This window comes from Streptococcus criceti HS-6 (assembly GCF_000187975.2).
Classification (GTDB): domain Bacteria; phylum Bacillota; class Bacilli; order Lactobacillales; family Streptococcaceae; genus Streptococcus; species Streptococcus criceti.
In genome coordinates, this window is record NZ_AEUV02000002.1 from 2,222,500 (window position 1) to 2,241,023 (window position 18,524).

Here is an 18,524-nt window from a genome sequence, read left to right on the forward strand (position 1 = left end):
TTTTTACGTCTCATCGCTCATCCTTTTCATCCACTTGGGAATTTCTTGACTGATGCTGGTTGGGAGGACGACGTAGGCTTCCTTGGCCAGATCCTCTGCAATGGCCGAATGAAGGTAGCTGGCTGCGCCGACACTCTGAAAGAGGTTATCTGTGAACTGCGCTACAAAACCTGTAATCATGCCGGCTAAGGTATCACCCATGCCACCAGTTGCCTGATAGGGGCCGCCAACTGTTAATTGACCGATATGGCCAGTCTGATCATAGATTTTTGTTTCGTGGGACTTAGCCACTAGAACCGTTTGACTGGGAAAGCGGACTAGAGCTGCTTGGGTATTTTCTTGGTCTTGTTGAGAAATTTCTATGCCTGACAGGCGCTCCCATTCTTTCTGGTGGGGCGTCAGGACAATTTTCTCCGTAGGCCAATCAATCTGCTCCTTTTGAGCCAGTAAATCCAAGGCTGATCCATCAATAATAAGGGTTTGCTCTGATTCAGCTTGGGTCAAGACTAGCTCTAAAGTTTTCTGGGCTAGAGGGGAATCTCCTAGACCTGGGCCAATCAGAATGACATTAGCCGCATGGATTTGTCTCTTTAAGAGTGGCTGGTCTGCCAAATCAAAGGCCATAGCTTCCGGCAGGTGGCTATGCAAGGCTGTGATATTAGCTGAGTAGGTAGCAACCGTCACTAAACCTGCGCCGCTATTGATCGTAGCTAAAGCAGCCATAATAATAGCCCCACCATAAGGATAGAGGCCACCGATAAGGAGGGCACGGCCAAAAGTCCCCTTATGACTTTTAAGGGGACGGGGGTGTATAAGGTCCTTGACTAATTTTTCATCAATAATCATAAGCTCACACTTCTTAGGGCTGCTTGGTAGGTCTGTTCCAGAAGCATGGTGATGGTCATGGGGCCAACACCGCCGGGAACTGGGGTAATCAGGCTAGCAAGTTCAGCCGCCTCATCAAATTTGACATCACCGACTAACCTACCATTATCATCGCGATTCATGCCAACATCGATGACCACAGCTCCCTCCTTAACATAGTCCTTGGTCACAAAATTTTCCTGACCAATAGCCACAATTAAAACATCTGCCCCTTTGCAGACTCTAGCCAGATGGCGAGTTCTGGAATGGGTCAGGGTGACTGTCGCATTTTTATCTAGGAGCAACTGGGCCATAGGTTTACCGACAATGTTGGAGCGACCAATGATAACCGCATTCTTACCTTCCAAATCAACTTGATACTCCTGCAGCATTTCCATGATACCCGCTGGCGTGCAAGGAACCATGAGGGGGCGGCCAGACCAGAGGTGACCGGTATTCATAGGGTGGAAACCATCAACATCTTTTTTAGGATCAATGGCCAAAATCACCTTCTTGTCATTGATATGGGTAGGCAGGGGGAGCTGGACTAAAATCCCGTGATAGGCGGGATCTTGGTTGTACTTTTCAATAATAGCCAGCAGCTCTTCCTGACTGATGCTGTCTGATAGACGGATGGTTTTACTGGTAAATCCTGCTGCTAGGGCGGAGCGCTCCTTATTGCGAACATACACCTGACTAGCAGGGTCATCCCCCACTAAAATGACTACTAGACCTGGCACGATACCATGTTCAGATTTCAGCTGAGCTACTTTCTCTGTTAACTGGCTCTGAATTTTCTTGGCCAAAGCCTTACCATCAATGATTTTAGCTGTCATTTTTACTCCCAATATTTTATATTATCGTACACGCAGGCTGCGCAAGCTTTACATGATTGCCATGGCAAGCGGTATACAGGGCCTTACCCAAGGTTTTTATTTTTAGGCAAAGAATTCTTTTTTATACGTGAAGTTAAATCCTCAAAGACCTGTCAGCTTGCCCTTGTTTTTTATTTCTGGGCTCCCAATAGAAGTCCACTGAACCTTTTTATTATACCAAAAAAGGAGTGGAATCAACCCCAAAATTGAAAATTTTGGTTCTCACCACGTCCTAATTTTAAGGTAGTGACCTGAAACGATTTCTCCCCAGACCACTTCACTCCCACACAGCTCAAAGAGTCTGGGACAAACAGCCATGATGGCTTCGCTCTCACCCACAAAACATTGTAATCTTTGAAGATTACGTATAAAAAGTCCAGACTCGTTAGCATTGTTCAAGATTTACCAGATTGACACAGTGGTTGATTGGCGGTCCATCTTGGGGTGCAGTCCCATTGTTAGGCACTTCCTTAAACAGTTCACTGGACTGTTTAACTACTACGCAAGTGATAGTGGCCAACCTAATCAACTGTGCGGAGGTTGGAAATAAGATGAACGCTGTTCATCGCATTCATTTCGGCTTTCCGCTTTGGCCTTGCGACAAAAGGAAAACCAGCCAGCAGTATTTCATTGGTGCTATAGCACCTAATGAACTGCGCAGGAGTAAGACTAGGTTGGCATAACCAACAAGTCTTGCTCCCAGCCACTGCGCCAAGAGCTTATTTAAAAACAGGAAGACTGGACGAATTTTTGTCCAGTCTCCAGAGAAGTTGGCGGCAGCAAGATAAGACCACCAGTTCCCTTCCTATTAAGAAATCTTATGATCAACTTTTTTGACCTTATGCATTTCATTCTTAATGGGGCAGGCACAATCGCAGTCACCGCAAGATCCTTTTTGCTTAATATAATGGCGTAGGCCAGCTAGGACAGCCAAGGCGATCAAGCTTGCAATAATAAGGGTTGACATGAATTAAACCTCCTCGTTTATAGTTTATCTGCTAAAGGAAGATTTTCTAGGGTAATGACTTCTTCCTTGACCTGACTCGGCTTTCTCAGGATGACATAAATCATGGTGCCAACAATCAAGAGAGCTAGACCTGTCCAAACGGTGAAGGACCTACCGTAAAGCAAGACCAAACCTAATTGGTAGATAACTAAGCTGACTAAATAGGCTAGACCAGTTTGGAAACCAATGGCCAGCAAGGTCCATCTGAGATTTCCCATTTCCCGGCGAATGGCTCCAATGGCCGCAAAACATGGGGCGCAGAGGAGATTAAAGGTCAGGAAGGAATAGGCGGCCAGAGCTGTATAATCCCCTTGCAGGCTGGTCCAGAGGGCCTTACTGGTCTCAGTTGCATCTGGATTGTGGTAGAGAATCCCAAAGGTCGCTACCACTGTTTCCTTGGCTGCTAGACCAGTAATGGCCGCAACCGTCGCCTTCCAATTTCCAAATCCCAGCGGCGTAAACATCCAAGCTAAGAGACGACCGAGACTGGCCAAGATGCTCTGATCAGTTTCAACCGCTTGGAAGGCAAAATTATAGGAAGACATAAACCAAATCAAGACAGTTAAGCTAAAGATGATGGTCCCAGCTCGTTTGACAAAGCTCATAGCCTTGCCAAAGGCATAACGCAGAACGGCTCTAACCTTGGGCAGGTGATAGCTAGGCAATTCCATGATGAAGGGACTGGCATAGCCACCCAAGAAGGAGGTTTTCTTAAGAGAGATTCCTGAAAAAATGATGGCTAGCATCCCCATAAAATAAGTACTTGGAGCAACCCAAGGGCTGTTGGGGAAGAAAGCTCCTGCAATCAGAGCGATTATGGACAATTTAGCCGAGCAGGGCATAAAGGTCGCAGTCATGATGGTGATACGACGATCCCTCTCATTTTCAATGGTTCGGCTGGCCATAATTCCCGGCACACCACAACCTGTTGAAATCAGCATGGGAATGAAGGATTTCCCTGATAGCCCAAAACGTCGGAAAATGCGGTCCATGACGAAAGCAATCCGACTCATATACCCGATGTCCTCCAGAATACCCAGACAGACAAAAAGCACAAAAATTTGGGGCAGAAAACCCAGTACAGTGCCGATACCAGCAACAATTCCATCCACAATCAGGGACTGGAGCCAGTTGGCCACCTGCAAATCCTGTAAAACATTGGTGACTAGATCAGGAATATAACTGCCGAAAAGGACATCATTGACCCAATCTGTTCCAAAAGTCCCCACCGTCTGAATAGAGAGGTAATAAACCATGAACATGACTATAGCAAAAATTGGCAGAGCCAAAATCCGATTGGTCACACTCTTATCAATACGGTCAGAGAGGGTCATCTTAAAGTCGTCATCCTGACTCTGAGACATTTGACAGACACGCTCAATAAAAGCGTAACGCTGGTTGACAACAATCGTTTCCGAATCCTCGGTAAAGATTTCTTCAGTGATCTTGATAATTTCGTCAATTTCTTCCTTTTGGAAAGGGGAGAGGTTGACTTCTGCCTGAACCAATTGATCCCTTTCAAAAAGCTTGATGGCATAAAAGCGGCTGGACCTCTGAGGTACTGTTTGACCAAGCACTTGGATAATTTGGGTCAAGGCTGCCTCAAACTTGTCATCGTAGGTTGGATACTGGATAGTCTCCACGTTAGCCTTTGTAGTCTGGCTAGCCTTTTTAATGGCCTTATCGACACCGGTATTTTTCAGGGCACTGGTTGCAATGACTGGTAGGCCTAATTGATAGGACAGTTTTTCAGCATTAATAGTCTTCCCCTGACTCTTGAGCACATCGCTCATATTGAGAGCAAGGGTAACGGGAATGCCCGTCTCAATCAACTGGGTCGTCAGATAGAGATTTCGCTCCAAATTGGTTGTATCAACCACGTTTAAAATAGCATCTGAATGATTACTAAGGAGATAATCACGGGCAATCTTTTCTTCTGGGCTATAAGGAGAAAGCGAATAAATACCTGGCAGATCCTGAACAGTCACATCCGATAATTTTTTAACCTGACCGCTTTTTCTCTCAACGGTAACACCAGGCCAATTTCCCACTTGCTGGTTGGTCCCCGTCAGCAGATTAAACAGGCTGGTTTTTCCACTATTGGGATTCCCAATAAGAGCAATTTCTGTCATTCCCTGTCTCCCTTCTGGTCTTTGATTCTAACAACGCTAACCATCTGAGCCTCTGATTTCCGCAAGGTCAATTCGTAACCTCGCAGACTGATTTCGATAGGATCCCCAAGTGGTGCTACTTTACGCAAATAAATCTTGGTATGTTTGGTCAAGCCCATATCCATCAAGCGACGCTTGGCCTCATTGAGGGCATATATATTTTCGATATAGGCAGACTGACCGACTTCCAATTCCGATAAGGGGAGAATTTCTTCTTCCTCAGCTAGGTCAGCCACATCAATATTAGCTAAGATTGATGTGTCAAAAGCCAAACGATTAGATTTTAAGAGGATAATAGCACTGGACTTGGTCTTAGACAGGACTTTTAGGGTCGTATCTACCTTGAGGCCCAGATTAGAGAGGTGACGCAGACTGGCTTCTGGCAAATTAATACTGACAACTTGATAGGACTTATTTAAGTCTGCCTCTTGTAAAATCATCAGGACCTACTTTACTGACCAAAAAATTTTTACTGCCACTATTATACCATAGAAAAGCCCGTTAGATAGGCGTTTATAGAAGATTAGAATCATTTCAAAAAGGAGCGAAAAATTATAATCTTTCGCTCCTTTTATCGGTTATTTGCCCAAACTAGGCCTAGCTCAAATCTTACTGGGCTGGCTTATAAGACCTTCCCGAGGAAGTCCTTAGTGCGTTCCTCCTTGGTATTTTCAAATACTTCTTGAGGGCTGCCCTCTTCGACAATGATACCGCCGTCCATGAAAATAACGCGATCAGCGACCTCACGGGCGAAGCCCATTTCATGAGTGACAATGACCATGGTCATACCAGACATGGCCAAATCTTGGATAACCGCCAAAACTTCTCCAACCATTTCAGGGTCCAAAGCAGAAGTTGGTTCGTCAAAGAGGAGAACATCTGGATCCATAGCTAAACCACGAGCAATAGCAATCCGCTGCTGCTGGCCACCCGAAAGTGAGGTTGGATTAGCCTTAGCCTTGTCCTTGAGTCCAACTTTCTCCAATAGCTCATAGGCTTTCTTTTCAGCTTGACTCTTGGATTGGCCCTTGATTTTAGTTGGCGCCAAAGTGATATTTTCCAGTACATTCATATTTGGGAAGAGGTTAAACTGCTGGAAAACCATCCCCATTTTCTCGCGCATTTTGAAAACATCGTTTTTCTTGTCAGTGATATCAACACCTTCAAAACTGACGGTTCCTTTGGTAGGAACTTCTAACAAATTCATAGTCCTAAGAAAGGTTGATTTACCAGATCCTGATGGACCAATAATAGCGACAACTTCGCCTCTTTTAATATCTAAATCAATCCCATTAAGAACTTCATTTTGTCCAAAATACTTATGCAGATTTTTAATGCTAATCAAGGTATCTGTCATGCTTTTTGTCCTTTCCCGAGACGATTTTCAAGCCACTTCTGACCAGCCGTTAAGATGGTTGTCAGCATGAGGTAGTAGAAGGCTGCAAACAAGAGGGGCTCCAAAGGAACATAAGTTGTTGCCAAAACAGTTTGGGCACCATTCCACAATTCCATAATTCCAATGGTTTGCAAGAGCGAACTATCTTTGATGATGGTGATAAATTCATTACCCAAGGCCGGCAGGATATTCTTAAAGGCCTGTGGTAAGACCACATAACGCATGGCCTTACCAGGCTTAATTCCCAAGGAATAGGCAGCTTCCGTTTGTCCCTTAGGCACGGCTTCAATCCCTGCCCGAACAATTTCAGAGATATATGCTCCACTGTTAAGTGAGAGGATAATAATACCCGGAATCAGGCGCGAAAAATCAAGCTCAACCGTTCCAAATCCAATAGATGGTGCGTTTTTAAAGTCCATCCACAAGAAGGCAATCATGATTTGCACAACCATAGGAGTCCCGCGAAAGACCCAGACATAAAAGCTCACCAGCCAGTTCAAAACTTTGATAGACGAACGTTTAGCGAGAGCTACCAGCACCCCAAGAATGGTTCCAAAGAAGACCACACAGATAGAAATCATAACGGTAACAAGAACACCGTAGTTAAAATAGCCCCAATACTTGGGCAAAAAAGAAAAATCGAAATGCACAGAGTTACTCCTATTTCAAATAGCCAATCGGCAGTTTCCTAATGACGGGCAACTGACTCTAAAGAAGAGATCCCATCAATAAATTTGTAAATCATTCTACCATAAAATGTATAATAATACAATGTTATTTTATAATTTTCGAAATTCTTTGAAATTCCTGCATATTTTTTTGGAAAAAATAGCTAGAAGATAAATAAAAAGCCAAATGGAAAATTCTCTGAGCTGGCGCAAAGAAAATCATCAATCAGCTTTACCGTATACTATTGTTTAACCTAGGTAGATTTAGGAGACAGATCCCCTATTTTATCAGAAAATATTAATACCTTCGTGACAAGAATACATTCAGACGCTTTGTCAAAAGCTCCATGAACCCTGTGCAAGTCTGAATAACAAATAGCAATATTCAACTCTTACAAGTGCTTCAGCATTTCCAATCGTTGTAAAAGCATAATCTACTACCTCAACACTATTGATGGTTGTTTGACAACAACTATCTTCATATCGCCTCTTCCTATATGCCATCTATTTTCTGGCATCAGGCGCAGAAAAATATCTTACAAGGCTATCAAGTATTTTCTGTCAATCGGCAGAGGAACGGAATTATACTCATCCAAATGTCAGTTAAGACAAGAAGCCCAGATACTCAAAGTTCCTATAAAGCCTACCTGATTCCGCATTATCAATTAGTAGAACAGTCATTGCAAAAACTTCAGATCTACCATTGACCAAGCCAGCTCCCATTCTACAATCATTCAGATAGGGATAAGCACCTAGGTTTCCTTACAGTTATTTCGTGACGGACATCTTTTTTATAAAATTATGAACACCCTTACAGGTGGTGCATTATTTCGCACCTTGCAGAGTGAGGTGGATTAAAAGTCTCATAAATTCAAAAATCGGACTAAAAAGCCCGATTTTTCTATGATTATCTTAATAAAGCAGGTCATAGATTTCCATAGCGATTAGGTCAATGCTATCGAAGGTGTAAGTCTCACGTGCCTTGACATCACGCAACGTGAAAACAGGACCATTTTCAGGATCGTTCGCAAAAGAAACTTCCGCAACAACAACACCGTCACGTTCAAAATTTCGTTTCAGATTACTCCCATCTGTCGTCATCAGATTGAGACGATCAATGATTCTCACCAAATGTGATTCCATGTAAATTCTCCTTAGCTAAGATACAAGGGGCTTGGAAATCTAAATATCTCCAGCTACTACTTTTGCTCCTTGCTCCATTAATCTTTTAATCAATTTCATTTTACCATAAACTAGGAGAATGGGATAGGTGGAAACCCTAAAATAGCCAAATTTGCCCTGTTTTGCCAGTATTTTCCTTTATATTAAACTAAAATTCACTTATTCTCTGGTAAAGCAGAACCATACACAAGGTTTTAGGGGTCAATTCTTTCCTATTAATAAGATTGGTAGATAATCGCCTTAATAGCATGCAGGCGGTTCTCAGCCTCTTGGAAAATGATTGGACTAAACTTTTGAAAAATCTGATCGGTGATTTCTAACTCGCTGTAACCATATTTATCGTAGATAGCTCGACCAATGCTAGTATTGAGGTCATGAAAGGCAGGCAAGCAGTGCATGACAATGGTTTCTGGATTTTGCGTCAAATTCAGGAGTCCCTGATTAACTTGGTAAGGCAGAAGCCAATCGATTCTGTCTTTAAAATCTACATCTTCTCCCATGGAAACCCAAACATCGGTGTAAATCATATCTACACCCTTAACGGCTGACGGATCGTCGGTTACCAGCAGTTTGGCCCCAGTATTGTGCTGTTGGGCTAAGGCTACAATCGCTTGCTCCGGCTGCAGTCCCTCCGGAGCAATAATGGTGCAGTTAACACCAAGGATAGCAGAGGTTACTAAGAGAGAATTGGCCATATTGTTACGACCATCTCCAATATAAGCGATATTCAAGCCCCCCAAGCGTCCAAAATGCTCCCTAAGGGTCAGAAAGTCCGCAATCATCTGAGTTGGATGCCAGGTATCGGTCAAACCATTCCAAACGGGTACACCAGAATACTCAGCCAGGGTTTCAACATCCTCCTGTTTAAAGCCCCGATATTCGATACCATCAAACATGGATCCCAAAACCTTGGCCGTATCAGCCACCGACTCCTTCTTACCTAACTGGGTTTCACCTGCTCCTAAATAGGTCACATTCATTCCCAAGTCTTGTCCAGCCACTGTGAAGGCAGAGCGTGTTCTGGTGGACGTTTTCTCAAAGATTAGGGCGATGTTGAGTCCCTCCAAATATCTGTGAGCCTGCTTCTGCTTCTTAAGTTCCTTAAATTTAGCAGCTGATTCAATCAGCCCCAGCAGTTCTTCTTTAGTAAAATCTATTTCTTTTAAAAATGATTTAGCCATAAATTATTCCTTTTAATGTATTTTTATACAACAATTTTACAACAATCCGGGTATTTGTCAAGAAATTGTTGTATTTTATTCGTTCCGTTTTATTTTTTAGCACTCTTGAGATTTGTCTGCTAAAATTCAATCTTTTTGCTTGCTTTCTCTAGCTTGAATGTTATAATAACAGCATAGACTTTGACCAATATTGACTATAGGTCAAGATCGGAGGTTTCCTATGTTATGTCAAAATTGTAAGCTCAACGATGCGAGCATACATCTCTATGCAAATGTCAATGGTCAGCAAAAGCAGATTGATCTCTGTCAAAACTGCTATCGAATTATGAAAGCTGATCCAGAAAATATTCTCAACAGTAATTTAACCAGCCAAAATCCACAGAACCAATCCATGGATTCTTTCTTCGATGATTTCTTTGGCGATTTAAACAATTTCAGAGCCTTTAACCCAGACCTGCCTAATGCTCCACAAACACAAGCGGGACGCGATGGCGGTAATCGTGGAGGGAACAATGGTGGGAGCAACAAGGGACGCCGTCCTCAGGCTCAACCCCAACAGCCTCAAGGTATCTTGGAAGAATTTGGTATCAATATTACCGATATGGCCCGTCGTGGTGATATCGATCCTGTCATCGGCCGCGATCAGGAAATTGTCCGCGTCATTGAAATCCTCAACCGACGGACCAAGAACAATCCTGTCCTAATTGGTGAGCCTGGTGTTGGTAAAACTGCTGTTGTTGAAGGACTGGCACAAAAGATCGTTGATGGCAATGTGCCACAAAAATTACAGAGCAAACAAGTTATCCGCCTAGATGTAGTCAGTCTGGTTCAAGGAACCGGTATCCGAGGCCAATTTGAAGAGCGGATGCAAAAGCTGATGGAAGAAATTCGCCAGCGGCAGGATGTTATTCTTTTCATTGACGAAATCCATGAAATCGTCGGTGCCGGTGGTACAACAGATGGCAGCATGGATGCTGGTAATATCTTAAAGCCAGCCCTAGCTCGCGGTGATCTGCAACTGGTTGGGGCAACAACCCTCAATGAATATCGTATCATCGAAAAGGATGCCGCTCTGGAACGGCGGATGCAGCCTGTCAAGGTAGATGAGCCTTCTGTGGAAGAAACCATCACTATTTTGCATGGTATCCAGCCAAAATATCAAGACTATCATCATGTTAAATATACTGATGAAGCGATTGAAGCGGCTGCCGTCCTCTCCAATCGCTATATTCAAGACCGCTTCTTGCCTGATAAAGCTATCGACCTTTTGGACGAGGCTGGTTCAAAGATGAACCTAACGCTCAACTTTGTTGATCCTAAAGAAATTGATCAAAGGCTGGTAGAAGCTGAGAATCTCAAGGCCCAAGCCACTCGTGAAGAAGACTTTGAAAAAGCGGCTTACTTCCGTGACCAAATTGCTAAGTACAAGGAAATGCAATCCCAACAGCTGGATGAGCAAGATATTCCTGTCATTACCGAAAAACATATTGAAGCCATTGTTGAAGAAAAGACCAATATACCAGTGGGTGATCTCAAAGAAAAAGAGCAGTCCCAACTGGTTAATCTGGCTAGTGACCTCAAGGCTCACGTTATCGGTCAAGATGATGCTGTTGATAAGATCGCTAAGGCCATCCGTCGGAATCGTGTTGGACTAGGGGCTCCTAATCGGCCAATCGGTAGCTTCCTCTTTGTCGGACCTACTGGTGTTGGTAAGACGGAGCTGTCTAAACAGCTGGCTATCGAGCTCTTTGGTTCAGCCGACAGCATGATCCGCTTTGATATGTCGGAATACATGGAAAAACACGCTGTCGCCAAATTGGTCGGTGCCCCTCCAGGCTATGTGGGCTATGAAGAAGCTGGGCAATTAACCGAAAAGGTTCGTCGCAATCCTTACTCCCTCATCCTCCTAGATGAAGTCGAAAAGGCCCATCCTGATGTTATGCACATGTTCCTGCAAGTCTTGGATGACGGTCGCCTGACAGATGGTCAAGGCCGGACTGTTAGCTTCAAGGATACCATTATTATCATGACCTCTAATGCTGGTACTGGTAAAGCAGAAGCATCTGTTGGTTTTGGAGCTGCCCGCGAAGGTCGGACCAACTCTGTCCTTGGTGAACTCAGCAACTTCTTCAGTCCAGAATTTATGAACCGTTTCGATGGTATTGTTGAATTCAAGGCTTTGAGCAAGGAAAATCTGCTTCATATCGTTGATTTGATGCTGGATGATGTCAATCAGCGTCTGTCCAGCAATGATCTCCACCTTGATGTAACGGATAAGGTCAAAGAAAAATTGGTTGATCTGGGTTATGATCCTAAGATGGGAGCAAGACCTCTGCGTCGAACAATTCAAGAACATATTGAAGATGCGATCACTGACTTCTATTTGGAAAATCCAAGCGAAAAGAACTTTAAGGCTGTCATGGCCTCAAATGGTAAGATCAGCATTAAGGCTGCTAAAAAATCCGAAACAAGTGTTGCCAGCAAGGAAGAAAGTCCTTCTACAGACTAAGCAAACGATCTTAGAGGGCTGGGCAAAAACTTGTCCAGTATCCCTGTTTGGAAATAAGCTCTTGACGCAGTGGTAAAACTTGTTGGCTACGCTGACTTAGTCTTACCACTTACAGTTCGTTAGGTGCTTTAGCACCAATGAACCACTGCTAACTGGTTTTCCGTTTTGGCCTTGTGGCAAAACGGAAAACCTAGTCAACTTACGGGGTGGGAATACAACCTAAAATTTTCAATTTTTAGGTTGGTCCCACTCTTTTTTATTTATCATTCTATTTATGCAGTATTAAATGGTTGCCACAGCAGTTATTGAACATCCTTATCTTGACAGAGAGTAGTTCTGCATCTCTTACAAGTGACTCTTTTTAACAAGTTTCTCAGCAAATGCAAGCAAGCATCTGGCTCTCTTATGTTATAATAAACTCAGAAAATCTAAAGATGAGGAATTCCTATGTCCACTCCTACTTTTGGCCAAAAAGAGGCTGGAAAAAACTATGTTGCCCGCTATGGGGTCTATGCTGTCATCCCCAATCAGGACCAAACAGAAATCATCCTAGTCCAAGCCCCCAATGGAGCCTGGTTCCTGCCAGGCGGTGAGATTGAGGCTGATGAAGACAAGCTAACTGCCTTGGAACGAGAATTGATTGAAGAGCTGGGCTTTACGGCACAGGTTGGGCAGTACTATGGCCAGGCTGATGAATATTTCTATTCCAGTCATCGTGATACCTACTTTTATAATCCTGCTTATATCTATGAGGTCACTAGCTATAAAGCTGTTAGTAAGCCTTTAGAAGATTTCAACCATCTGTCTTGGTTCCCAGTCGAGGAAGCTATTAGCAGGCTCAAACGAGGCAGTCACAAATGGGGAATTGAAGAGTGGAAAAAATCTCATAGTTCCTTATAAGCAGGCCGCTATTTTCAAAAAATCGTGCTATAATGTTACTATGCAAAGTCGATAAGGAGGTCTTCGATGAGACTAATCAATACCACGAGCAGCCACCCATCACTTGTTCGTAATCAGCTGCGTAATACTGATGCTGAATTAGTTGAAGTTTATTCTGCTGGCAACAGCGATGTTGTTTTTTCTAAAGCACCCGGTCACTATGAACTCCTGATTTCTAACCGCCATCGGGCTATCAAAGATGAAGAAATTGAGAAGATCCGTGAGTTCTTCTTCAAGCGCAAAATTAATCCAGATATTATTATTCCCGATCAAATCAAATCGAGTCATACAGAAAAGTTGATTGAGATCTCAATTCCAACAATAAACTAAAGTGGATCTGAGATTATAGCCAGTTACCGCCCAAACGAGCGGTATTTTTTATTAATGAGGAATGTAGACGCCAGTTTGCTTCCTCTTTTTTATTTCTAGGAGGAGAGGATTTATTGAGCTAATCACGAGTATAGACCCACAAGCTACTCCCCAATTCTAAACCAGTATTTAAAGTCTGTGAGCCCTCCAAACTCTGCATCCTTAATGTCGCTTATGCATTAATAAATCTCTAAAAAATCTCCAGAAAAAATTTAGAGACTGGAAAGTCGCATTATCTTTGATAAATAGTAGAAAAGAGAGAATCAATTTGGTTCCCTCTCGTACTTAGTTATATGACCGCTCACTACAGTTGGCCTGTCTTACTAACTCAAAAACTTGGCAATACTTCTTGACAAAGCTTGTCTCAGATATAGTTGCCTTATAACAGGGTTCACACTGATTTAGATAGTCTAATGATTAATTTCCGAATTTTGTGAATTCCTGCTGGAGCCAAACCATTTGTTTACTCGTCTAATAATAGCAGTTTTGTATCAAAGCGGAATTAAGAGCTAAGTGATGTTTCATTCCCGAAGAACAATCCTTAGGCTGCCTCCTTTAATTTTTTGCAAAATGGCAGAGCAAACTTTGTTTAATCCTTTTTAAACAAACCACCTAAATGAAACGTTTTCTAAGCTGTCTGACTGCTAAACCATAAAAGAGAATAATGTAAAGGGCATTGAGCCCTAAGAACAAGGCTAATTCTGACAAGGCAAAAGGTGCTAAATCGCGAGATCGGAGGCCTACTGCAACTTGAGTATAGGGAAAGATAGTAAATAGACTATTCCCAACAAAGAGAGTCATAAGACCTGCCATTGCCAAAATAGCTGAGATAAGAATGGGTACTGCAAAATTTTTCCGGCGAATACTGATAAAAACTTGAATGGTAACAATAGTAACGGTCGCCAGCCATCCTGTAATGGACCAGAATAAAAAGTCTGTCAGATAAGTCACAAAGGGTACTTTCAAAACGACAGCACTAAGCATATAAAAGCAGAGTACCAATAATTGGCTGATAGCCATAACCACTGATAAGCTAGCGATTTTTGCTAAAATAATGCGGCTAGGTGTGACGGGAATGCTCAAGAGCCGCTGCCAGTTTTTATTAGTTTCTTCAAATTGACAAGAGGTAGAACAGATGATTCCAATCAAAATAGGAGTAAAAATTTGTGAGGCGTAGAAAACCGTTTGCCCCCAGAGGATAAGAGCTTCTGTCCCATCAATAAGGTACTTGCGATTAAGGGCAAATAGCATTGTTCCCAATAAGGTTCCGACAAGATTGAAGAAGATAAGTATTATCGGAATAGCGCTCTTCCTGATTTTTTTAAATTCAAATGCCATCATAATAAATCCGCCTTTCCGATGATCTTTTTACTGACAAGGAGAGTTAAAAGAATGATAAGCAGCAGAGCAACTAATTTAAAAGGATAGCTACTATCGTATTGGAAAAGGTAGGTGTGGGCTCCTGTTATTCGCTTAGCAATTCCCATCATAGAGAAGTATTGCCACGGAACAAAGAAACGAATAGGCAAAGGCAAAGCACCAATACCAACAAATGATAGAAAGGCACCAATTAGGCCTGTTACTACCGTCACACTTGCTTTTTCATAGATAAAAGCCAAACATAGATGAAGACAAGATAAGAAAATACAGACTAAAAAAGTTGTCAGTAAAGAGAGACTTAATTGAGTGAGTGTTACCTGGACTTGTGCAGCTTGGATAATGAATTTTAAAAAGATAGTTTGTAGCAAACTGACTACAAAGGCAAAAGCGGCCATCAAGGTTAGTTTAGCCCTAAAAAGTTGCCAAGGACTTTCATTGCTGGTTTGCAACATTTTAAATGTCTTACCCAAATGCTCCATCTCCAGTAATCTAGAGGCCAAAACAGCAAGAAAAATCGGAAGGATAAGGTCGTTCATATAAGCCATGTCAAAGATGGCGTTGTGGGCCTCCCGCGTTTCCGGCAACTCATGATTGATAATTAGACTGCTCCAGACTAATTCTATAACAACAATGACAATCAAGGACAGCAAGAAAGAGCGCCTTTTTAATTTGGTAAATTCTAAGCGTAGATTGAGCATTACAAGACACCTCCTTCACGTCCTGTCATATCAAGGAAGACCTCTTCCAATGATTTACGAATCATGCGAACTTGGTAAATATCAACGTCATTTGCCACCAAAAATTTGACAGCTGCTGCAATATTGCTCTTGTTATAATCCTTAAGTACCAAGCTCTGATTTTCCTCTAGTTCAAAACCTTTACTTATTAGCAGTTGTTTAGCTGCTGCATCATCACTAGTCTCAAAAAGGTATTTTTCATCTTCTTCAAGGTCAGTGAGATCCCCTTCAAAAAGTAGCGTTCCTTTATTGATAATACCAACAGTCGTAGCCATCTGTTCAATCTCTGATAGAATGTGGCTGGAAATAATGATCGTCATGTCGTATTTTTGTGGCAGGGACTTGATGAGTTCGCGGATTTCCTGAATACCAGCAGGGTCCAGTCCGTTGGTTGGCTCATCTAGAATTAATAATTTAGGAAATTTGACAATGGCTAAGGCAATTCCTAACCGCTGCTTCATACCCAATGAGTAATTTTTAACCAACTTATCCTTTTGATCGTAAAGCTTGACAATCTTCAGCACCTTGTCAATATTTTCTTTGGGCAGTTTGAGTAAGCGCTGAATGATTTGTAAATTTTCATAGCCGGTCAGATTGGCATAATAAGAAGGTTCTTCAATGAGGGATCCTACATCTGACAATGAGGCAATTTGATTATTAGAAAACTCTTTGCCAAATAATTTGATTGAGCCTTGGGTTGGTTGTAAAAGTCCCAAAAACATTTTCATCGTTGTTGACTTTCCAGCACCATTTGGTCCAAGAAAGCCATAGATTTCGTTTTTCTTGACATGGATAGACAGCTGATTGACAGATAATTCTCCAGTGAAATCCTTACTTAGATGATCCGTTTCAATAATATAGTCGCTCATGACAGTTCTCCTTTTCGATTGTTGGTTTCCCCATTGATACCTCTAGTATAGTGTCCCCACCTTATCTCTCCTTGTTGCTCTCCTTACTTCTTCCTTAATTTTTTGGAAAATAGCAGAGCCACCCTTTTGATTATGCTATACTAGGTTTGAGGTAAGAGATATGAGCGAAAAAGACAGAAAACTACTCATTTTAGATGATAATTCTGATATCTTAGATATGGTTACAGAAAGTCTGTCCATTGCAGGATTTAAGCAGCTAACCACTGCAGCGAGTAAAAAAGAAGCTTTAGATCTTCTGGAAAAGGAATCGTTTGACTTGGCCATTTTAGATATCATGCTGCCGGATGGTTCTGGCTTTGAGGTGTTAAAAGAAATCCGAAAGACTTCTGCTATGCCAGTCCTTTTCCTGTCGGCAGTGTCTGACATTGAAAAGCAATACCAAGGCTTTGAGCTGGGAGCGGATGACTACATCGTCAAACCTTTTCGCCCTAAAGAGCTGGAGCTGCGTCTGCTGTCCATTCTCAGGCGTAGCTATCCCCAGCAGGATGTGCTAGTCGAACTAAGTGCCTGCCAGATTGATTTTGAGCGTGCAGCCATTCTCAGAAAAGACGGGGAAATCCCACTGACCGCTAAGGAATATAGCCTGCTTAAGGTCCTTTACGACCACAAAAATAAAATCGTCACTTTTGACCAGCTCTTGAGCAAGGTCTGGGGCAACAATTATCAGGGTTATGAAAATACGCTCATGGCGCACATCCGTAAGGTACGGCAGAAGATCGAGGCTAACCCTTCCAAACCTGTCCACTTGATTACCATTAAAGGACTGGGCTACCAGCTGCGGGTGAATTAGATGACAACTTTTAAATATTTTTCCAAAGTCTTGCTGACCTATTTTGCGACCGTGGTTTTTCTGGGAGTTACTGCTATTTTTATCTTTTTATTTGGTAGTTCTCATATCATTGACAATATGAGACAGAGGGCTGAAGGACCTACTACTCTAGCGCAGACTCTCATCAGTCATGACAAACTGACCTTAACCGCTCAGAATAAGAAGGTCTTAGACAAGCAAAAGATCTGGTTCATGCTGCTGTCTGAAGAGGGAGAGATTAAGCAGTCCTATCAGTTGCCAGACAAACTCAACCATCGCTATGGCATGGCAGATATTGCGCGTGCGTCACGCTGGTATCTGGACGACTATCCTGTCTTTACCTTTGTAGTAGGCAAGAAACTGCTTATCATAGGATACCCTAAAGGCGCCTACGCTAAATTTCCAGCCAATTATTACAATGCACAAAATTTCTTTGATATTGCTAAGCTATCTTTAGGTATTTTCTTAGGCATCCTCGTGATTTTGCTCCTTATCTATCTTCGTTCTCAGTGGCGCTTTCGCAGAGAATTCAAGCCCATTACTCAGGCCTTGTCAGACTTGTCTGATAACCAGCCCATCGCTCTTGATGAAGGTGGCAACCTGTCTGAAATTAAAACTGCTCTCAACCAGACCTCCCAGCTTCTCATAAAAAACAAGGATACACGCAACCATTGGATTCGTGGTATTAGCCATGATTTGCGCAATCCCCTGACTCTTATTTTAGGTTACACCAGTCAGTTAGAGAATCTTAATGGCAGCAACAAACAGACCCAACAGATCGAGGCTAATATCCATAAGATGGAACACATCATTTCCAATCTAAACATGAGTTATCTCCTAGAAAACCAAGATATTGAGCAGGAGATGACCAGCTTTGATCTCAATGGCCTGCTTAGACAAGTCATTGCAGACCTTTACAATACCTACGAAGACCTAGACTTGACCTTCGATCTACCAGACGAGGCGACCGTGATTTCTGGAAACAAGACCCTGTTAACTCGTGCAGTTAATAACCTGCTCCTTAACAGCCTTACGCATAACAATAAGCCTCAGCTAAGTCTGTCCCTGACTCTTAACAATCAGCAAGCCCTGTTGCTGATTCGTGATAATGGGCAGATTAGCACTGAGAAAATTCGCGAACTCAACCAGAAATCCCGCAACTACGATACCCACGGCATGGGAACCATCATCACTAAACAAGTCATTTCCCTTCATCACGGTAAAATTAGCTTCACTGATAACCAGCCGGGTCTTGTTGTCACTATTACACTGCCATTGACTGACAACTAAAGGATTATTGAACAAGAAACTCTTTTTGAGACAGTTTTAATCGTTGGCCTAATCTCATAATTTACAAAAAACAAGGAATTGATTACATTTGGTCGGTTCCTTTTAGGTTACCAAAAAAGCTAACTAAAATTAATTTCAGTTAGCTTCTGCTTTGCCAGTGAGTAAGAGTTCAACAGGTCCCAAATATCCACACTATAGAATGAAGTCTCCCTTATTGCTT

17 protein-coding genes are annotated in these 18,524 nt (G+C 42.5%); 5 read left to right on the forward strand and 12 right to left on the reverse strand.

The window, feature by feature from the left end:
• Nucleotides 1–3 precede the first annotated feature (3 nt).
• The 9 genes from STRCR_RS10340 to argF form a co-directional block, all read right to left on the reverse strand.
• Nucleotides 4–846: an NAD(P)H-hydrate dehydratase gene (locus STRCR_RS10340; protein WP_004225622.1), complete on the reverse strand. Its 843-nt coding sequence runs from the start codon at nt 844–846 to the stop codon at nt 4–6.
• Nucleotides 843–1,700, reverse strand: coding sequence for a bifunctional methylenetetrahydrofolate dehydrogenase/methenyltetrahydrofolate cyclohydrolase (locus STRCR_RS10345; RefSeq protein WP_004226716.1), 858 nt, complete (start codon nt 1,698–1,700; stop codon nt 843–845). Before STRCR_RS10345 ends, STRCR_RS10340 begins: the two co-directional genes overlap by 4 nt.
• An 847-nt stretch (nt 1,701–2,547) precedes the next feature.
• The gene (locus STRCR_RS11865; protein WP_004229616.1) at nt 2,548–2,706 is read right to left on the reverse strand and encodes a FeoB-associated Cys-rich membrane protein; all 159 of its coding nucleotides are present in this window, start codon (nt 2,704–2,706) and stop codon (nt 2,548–2,550) included.
• Between the two features lie 17 nt (nt 2,707–2,723).
• A complete protein-coding gene (gene feoB, locus STRCR_RS10355; RefSeq protein ID WP_004226178.1) occupies nt 2,724–4,877 on the reverse strand; it encodes a ferrous iron transport protein B in 2,154 nt (717 codons plus the stop codon).
• Nucleotides 4,874–5,356: a ferrous iron transport protein A gene (locus STRCR_RS10360; RefSeq protein ID WP_004227596.1), complete on the reverse strand. Its 483-nt coding sequence runs from the start codon at nt 5,354–5,356 to the stop codon at nt 4,874–4,876. The genes feoB and STRCR_RS10360 overlap by 4 nt, the downstream gene beginning before the upstream one ends.
• Nucleotides 5,357–5,538: 182 nt before the next feature.
• The gene (locus STRCR_RS10365; RefSeq protein ID WP_004226865.1) at nt 5,539–6,273 is read right to left on the reverse strand and encodes an amino acid ABC transporter ATP-binding protein; all 735 of its coding nucleotides are present in this window, start codon (nt 6,271–6,273) and stop codon (nt 5,539–5,541) included.
• Nucleotides 6,270–6,962: an amino acid ABC transporter permease gene (locus STRCR_RS10370; protein ID WP_004227932.1), complete on the reverse strand. Its 693-nt coding sequence runs from the start codon at nt 6,960–6,962 to the stop codon at nt 6,270–6,272. Before STRCR_RS10370 ends, STRCR_RS10365 begins: the two co-directional genes overlap by 4 nt.
• A gap of 930 nt (nt 6,963–7,892) precedes the next feature.
• Entirely contained in the window at nt 7,893–8,123 is a 231-nt protein-coding gene (locus tag STRCR_RS10375) for a DUF1797 family protein (RefSeq protein ID WP_004228013.1), read from the reverse strand.
• 254 nt (nt 8,124–8,377) lie between these two features.
• Nucleotides 8,378–9,343 carry an ornithine carbamoyltransferase gene (gene argF, locus STRCR_RS10380; protein ID WP_004229514.1) on the reverse strand — a complete coding sequence of 322 codons (966 nt, stop codon included), beginning with the start codon at nt 9,341–9,343 and terminating at the stop codon, nt 8,378–8,380.
• A 220-nt stretch (nt 9,344–9,563) separates the two neighbouring features.
• Between argF and STRCR_RS10385 the strand changes: the two genes are divergently transcribed.
• From STRCR_RS10385 to STRCR_RS10395, 3 genes are all read left to right on the forward strand, one after another.
• Entirely contained in the window at nt 9,564–11,852 is a 2,289-nt protein-coding gene (locus tag STRCR_RS10385) for an ATP-dependent Clp protease ATP-binding subunit (RefSeq protein WP_040804674.1), read from the forward strand.
• 447 nt (nt 11,853–12,299) lie between these two features.
• Nucleotides 12,300–12,752 carry an NUDIX hydrolase gene (locus STRCR_RS10390; RefSeq protein WP_004226594.1) on the forward strand — a complete coding sequence of 151 codons (453 nt, stop codon included), beginning with the start codon at nt 12,300–12,302 and terminating at the stop codon, nt 12,750–12,752.
• 66 nt (nt 12,753–12,818) lie between these two features.
• A complete protein-coding gene (locus tag STRCR_RS10395; protein WP_004227318.1) occupies nt 12,819–13,121 on the forward strand; it encodes a DUF1827 family protein in 303 nt (100 codons plus the stop codon).
• A 651-nt stretch (nt 13,122–13,772) separates the two neighbouring features.
• Here STRCR_RS10395 and STRCR_RS10400 read toward each other — a convergent pair.
• Genes STRCR_RS10400 through STRCR_RS10410 form a run of 3 tightly spaced genes read right to left on the reverse strand, consistent with a single transcriptional unit; the run spans nt 13,773 to nt 16,146 of the window.
• A complete protein-coding gene (locus tag STRCR_RS10400) occupies nt 13,773–14,501 on the reverse strand; it encodes an ABC transporter permease (protein ID WP_004228887.1) in 729 nt (242 codons plus the stop codon).
• Nucleotides 14,498–15,238: an ABC transporter permease gene (locus STRCR_RS10405; protein WP_004229652.1), complete on the reverse strand. Its 741-nt coding sequence runs from the start codon at nt 15,236–15,238 to the stop codon at nt 14,498–14,500. The genes STRCR_RS10400 and STRCR_RS10405 overlap by 4 nt, the downstream gene beginning before the upstream one ends.
• Nucleotides 15,238–16,146: an ABC transporter ATP-binding protein gene (locus STRCR_RS10410; RefSeq protein ID WP_004225972.1), complete on the reverse strand. Its 909-nt coding sequence runs from the start codon at nt 16,144–16,146 to the stop codon at nt 15,238–15,240. The genes STRCR_RS10405 and STRCR_RS10410 overlap by 1 nt, the downstream gene beginning before the upstream one ends.
• A 160-nt stretch (nt 16,147–16,306) precedes the next feature.
• Between STRCR_RS10410 and STRCR_RS10415 the strand changes: the two genes are divergently transcribed.
• Nucleotides 16,307–16,996 (forward strand): response regulator transcription factor, encoded by a 690-nt coding sequence (locus STRCR_RS10415; RefSeq protein ID WP_004229977.1) that lies wholly within the window; start codon nt 16,307–16,309, stop codon nt 16,994–16,996.
• Nucleotides 16,997–18,304 (forward strand): sensor histidine kinase, encoded by a 1,308-nt coding sequence (locus STRCR_RS10420; RefSeq protein WP_004226026.1) that lies wholly within the window; start codon nt 16,997–16,999, stop codon nt 18,302–18,304.
• Nucleotides 18,305–18,524 lie beyond the last annotated feature (220 nt).

Excerpts from the sequence above, each read along its gene's own strand:
- STRCR_RS10340 (WP_004225622.1), bottom strand. The coding sequence starts at position 846 with ATGATTATTGATGAAAAATTAGTCAAGGACCTTATACACCCCCGTCCC.
- STRCR_RS10345 (WP_004226716.1), bottom strand. The coding sequence starts at position 1,700 with ATGACAGCTAAAATCATTGATGGTAAGGCTTTGGCCAAGAAAATTCAG.
- STRCR_RS11865 (WP_004229616.1), bottom strand. The coding sequence starts at position 2,706 with ATGTCAACCCTTATTATTGCAAGCTTGATCGCCTTGGCTGTCCTAGCT.
- feoB (WP_004226178.1), bottom strand. The coding sequence starts at position 4,877 with ATGACAGAAATTGCTCTTATTGGGAATCCCAATAGTGGAAAAACCAGC.
- STRCR_RS10360 (WP_004227596.1), bottom strand. The coding sequence starts at position 5,356 with ATGATTTTACAAGAGGCAGACTTAAATAAGTCCTATCAAGTTGTCAGT.
- STRCR_RS10365 (WP_004226865.1), bottom strand. The coding sequence starts at position 6,273 with ATGACAGATACCTTGATTAGCATTAAAAATCTGCATAAGTATTTTGGA.
- STRCR_RS10375 (WP_004228013.1), bottom strand. The coding sequence starts at position 8,123 with ATGGAATCACATTTGGTGAGAATCATTGATCGTCTCAATCTGATGACG.
- argF (WP_004229514.1), bottom strand. The coding sequence starts at position 9,343 with ATGGCTAAATCATTTTTAAAAGAAATAGATTTTACTAAAGAAGAACTG.
- STRCR_RS10385 (WP_040804674.1), top strand. The coding sequence starts at position 9,564 with ATGTTATGTCAAAATTGTAAGCTCAACGATGCGAGCATACATCTCTAT.
- STRCR_RS10390 (WP_004226594.1), top strand. The coding sequence starts at position 12,300 with ATGTCCACTCCTACTTTTGGCCAAAAAGAGGCTGGAAAAAACTATGTT.
- STRCR_RS10395 (WP_004227318.1), top strand. The coding sequence starts at position 12,819 with ATGAGACTAATCAATACCACGAGCAGCCACCCATCACTTGTTCGTAAT.
- STRCR_RS10400 (WP_004228887.1), bottom strand. The coding sequence starts at position 14,501 with ATGATGGCATTTGAATTTAAAAAAATCAGGAAGAGCGCTATTCCGATA.
- STRCR_RS10405 (WP_004229652.1), bottom strand. The coding sequence starts at position 15,238 with ATGCTCAATCTACGCTTAGAATTTACCAAATTAAAAAGGCGCTCTTTC.
- STRCR_RS10410 (WP_004225972.1), bottom strand. The coding sequence starts at position 16,146 with ATGAGCGACTATATTATTGAAACGGATCATCTAAGTAAGGATTTCACT.
- STRCR_RS10415 (WP_004229977.1), top strand. The coding sequence starts at position 16,307 with ATGAGCGAAAAAGACAGAAAACTACTCATTTTAGATGATAATTCTGAT.
- STRCR_RS10420 (WP_004226026.1), top strand. The coding sequence starts at position 16,997 with ATGACAACTTTTAAATATTTTTCCAAAGTCTTGCTGACCTATTTTGCG.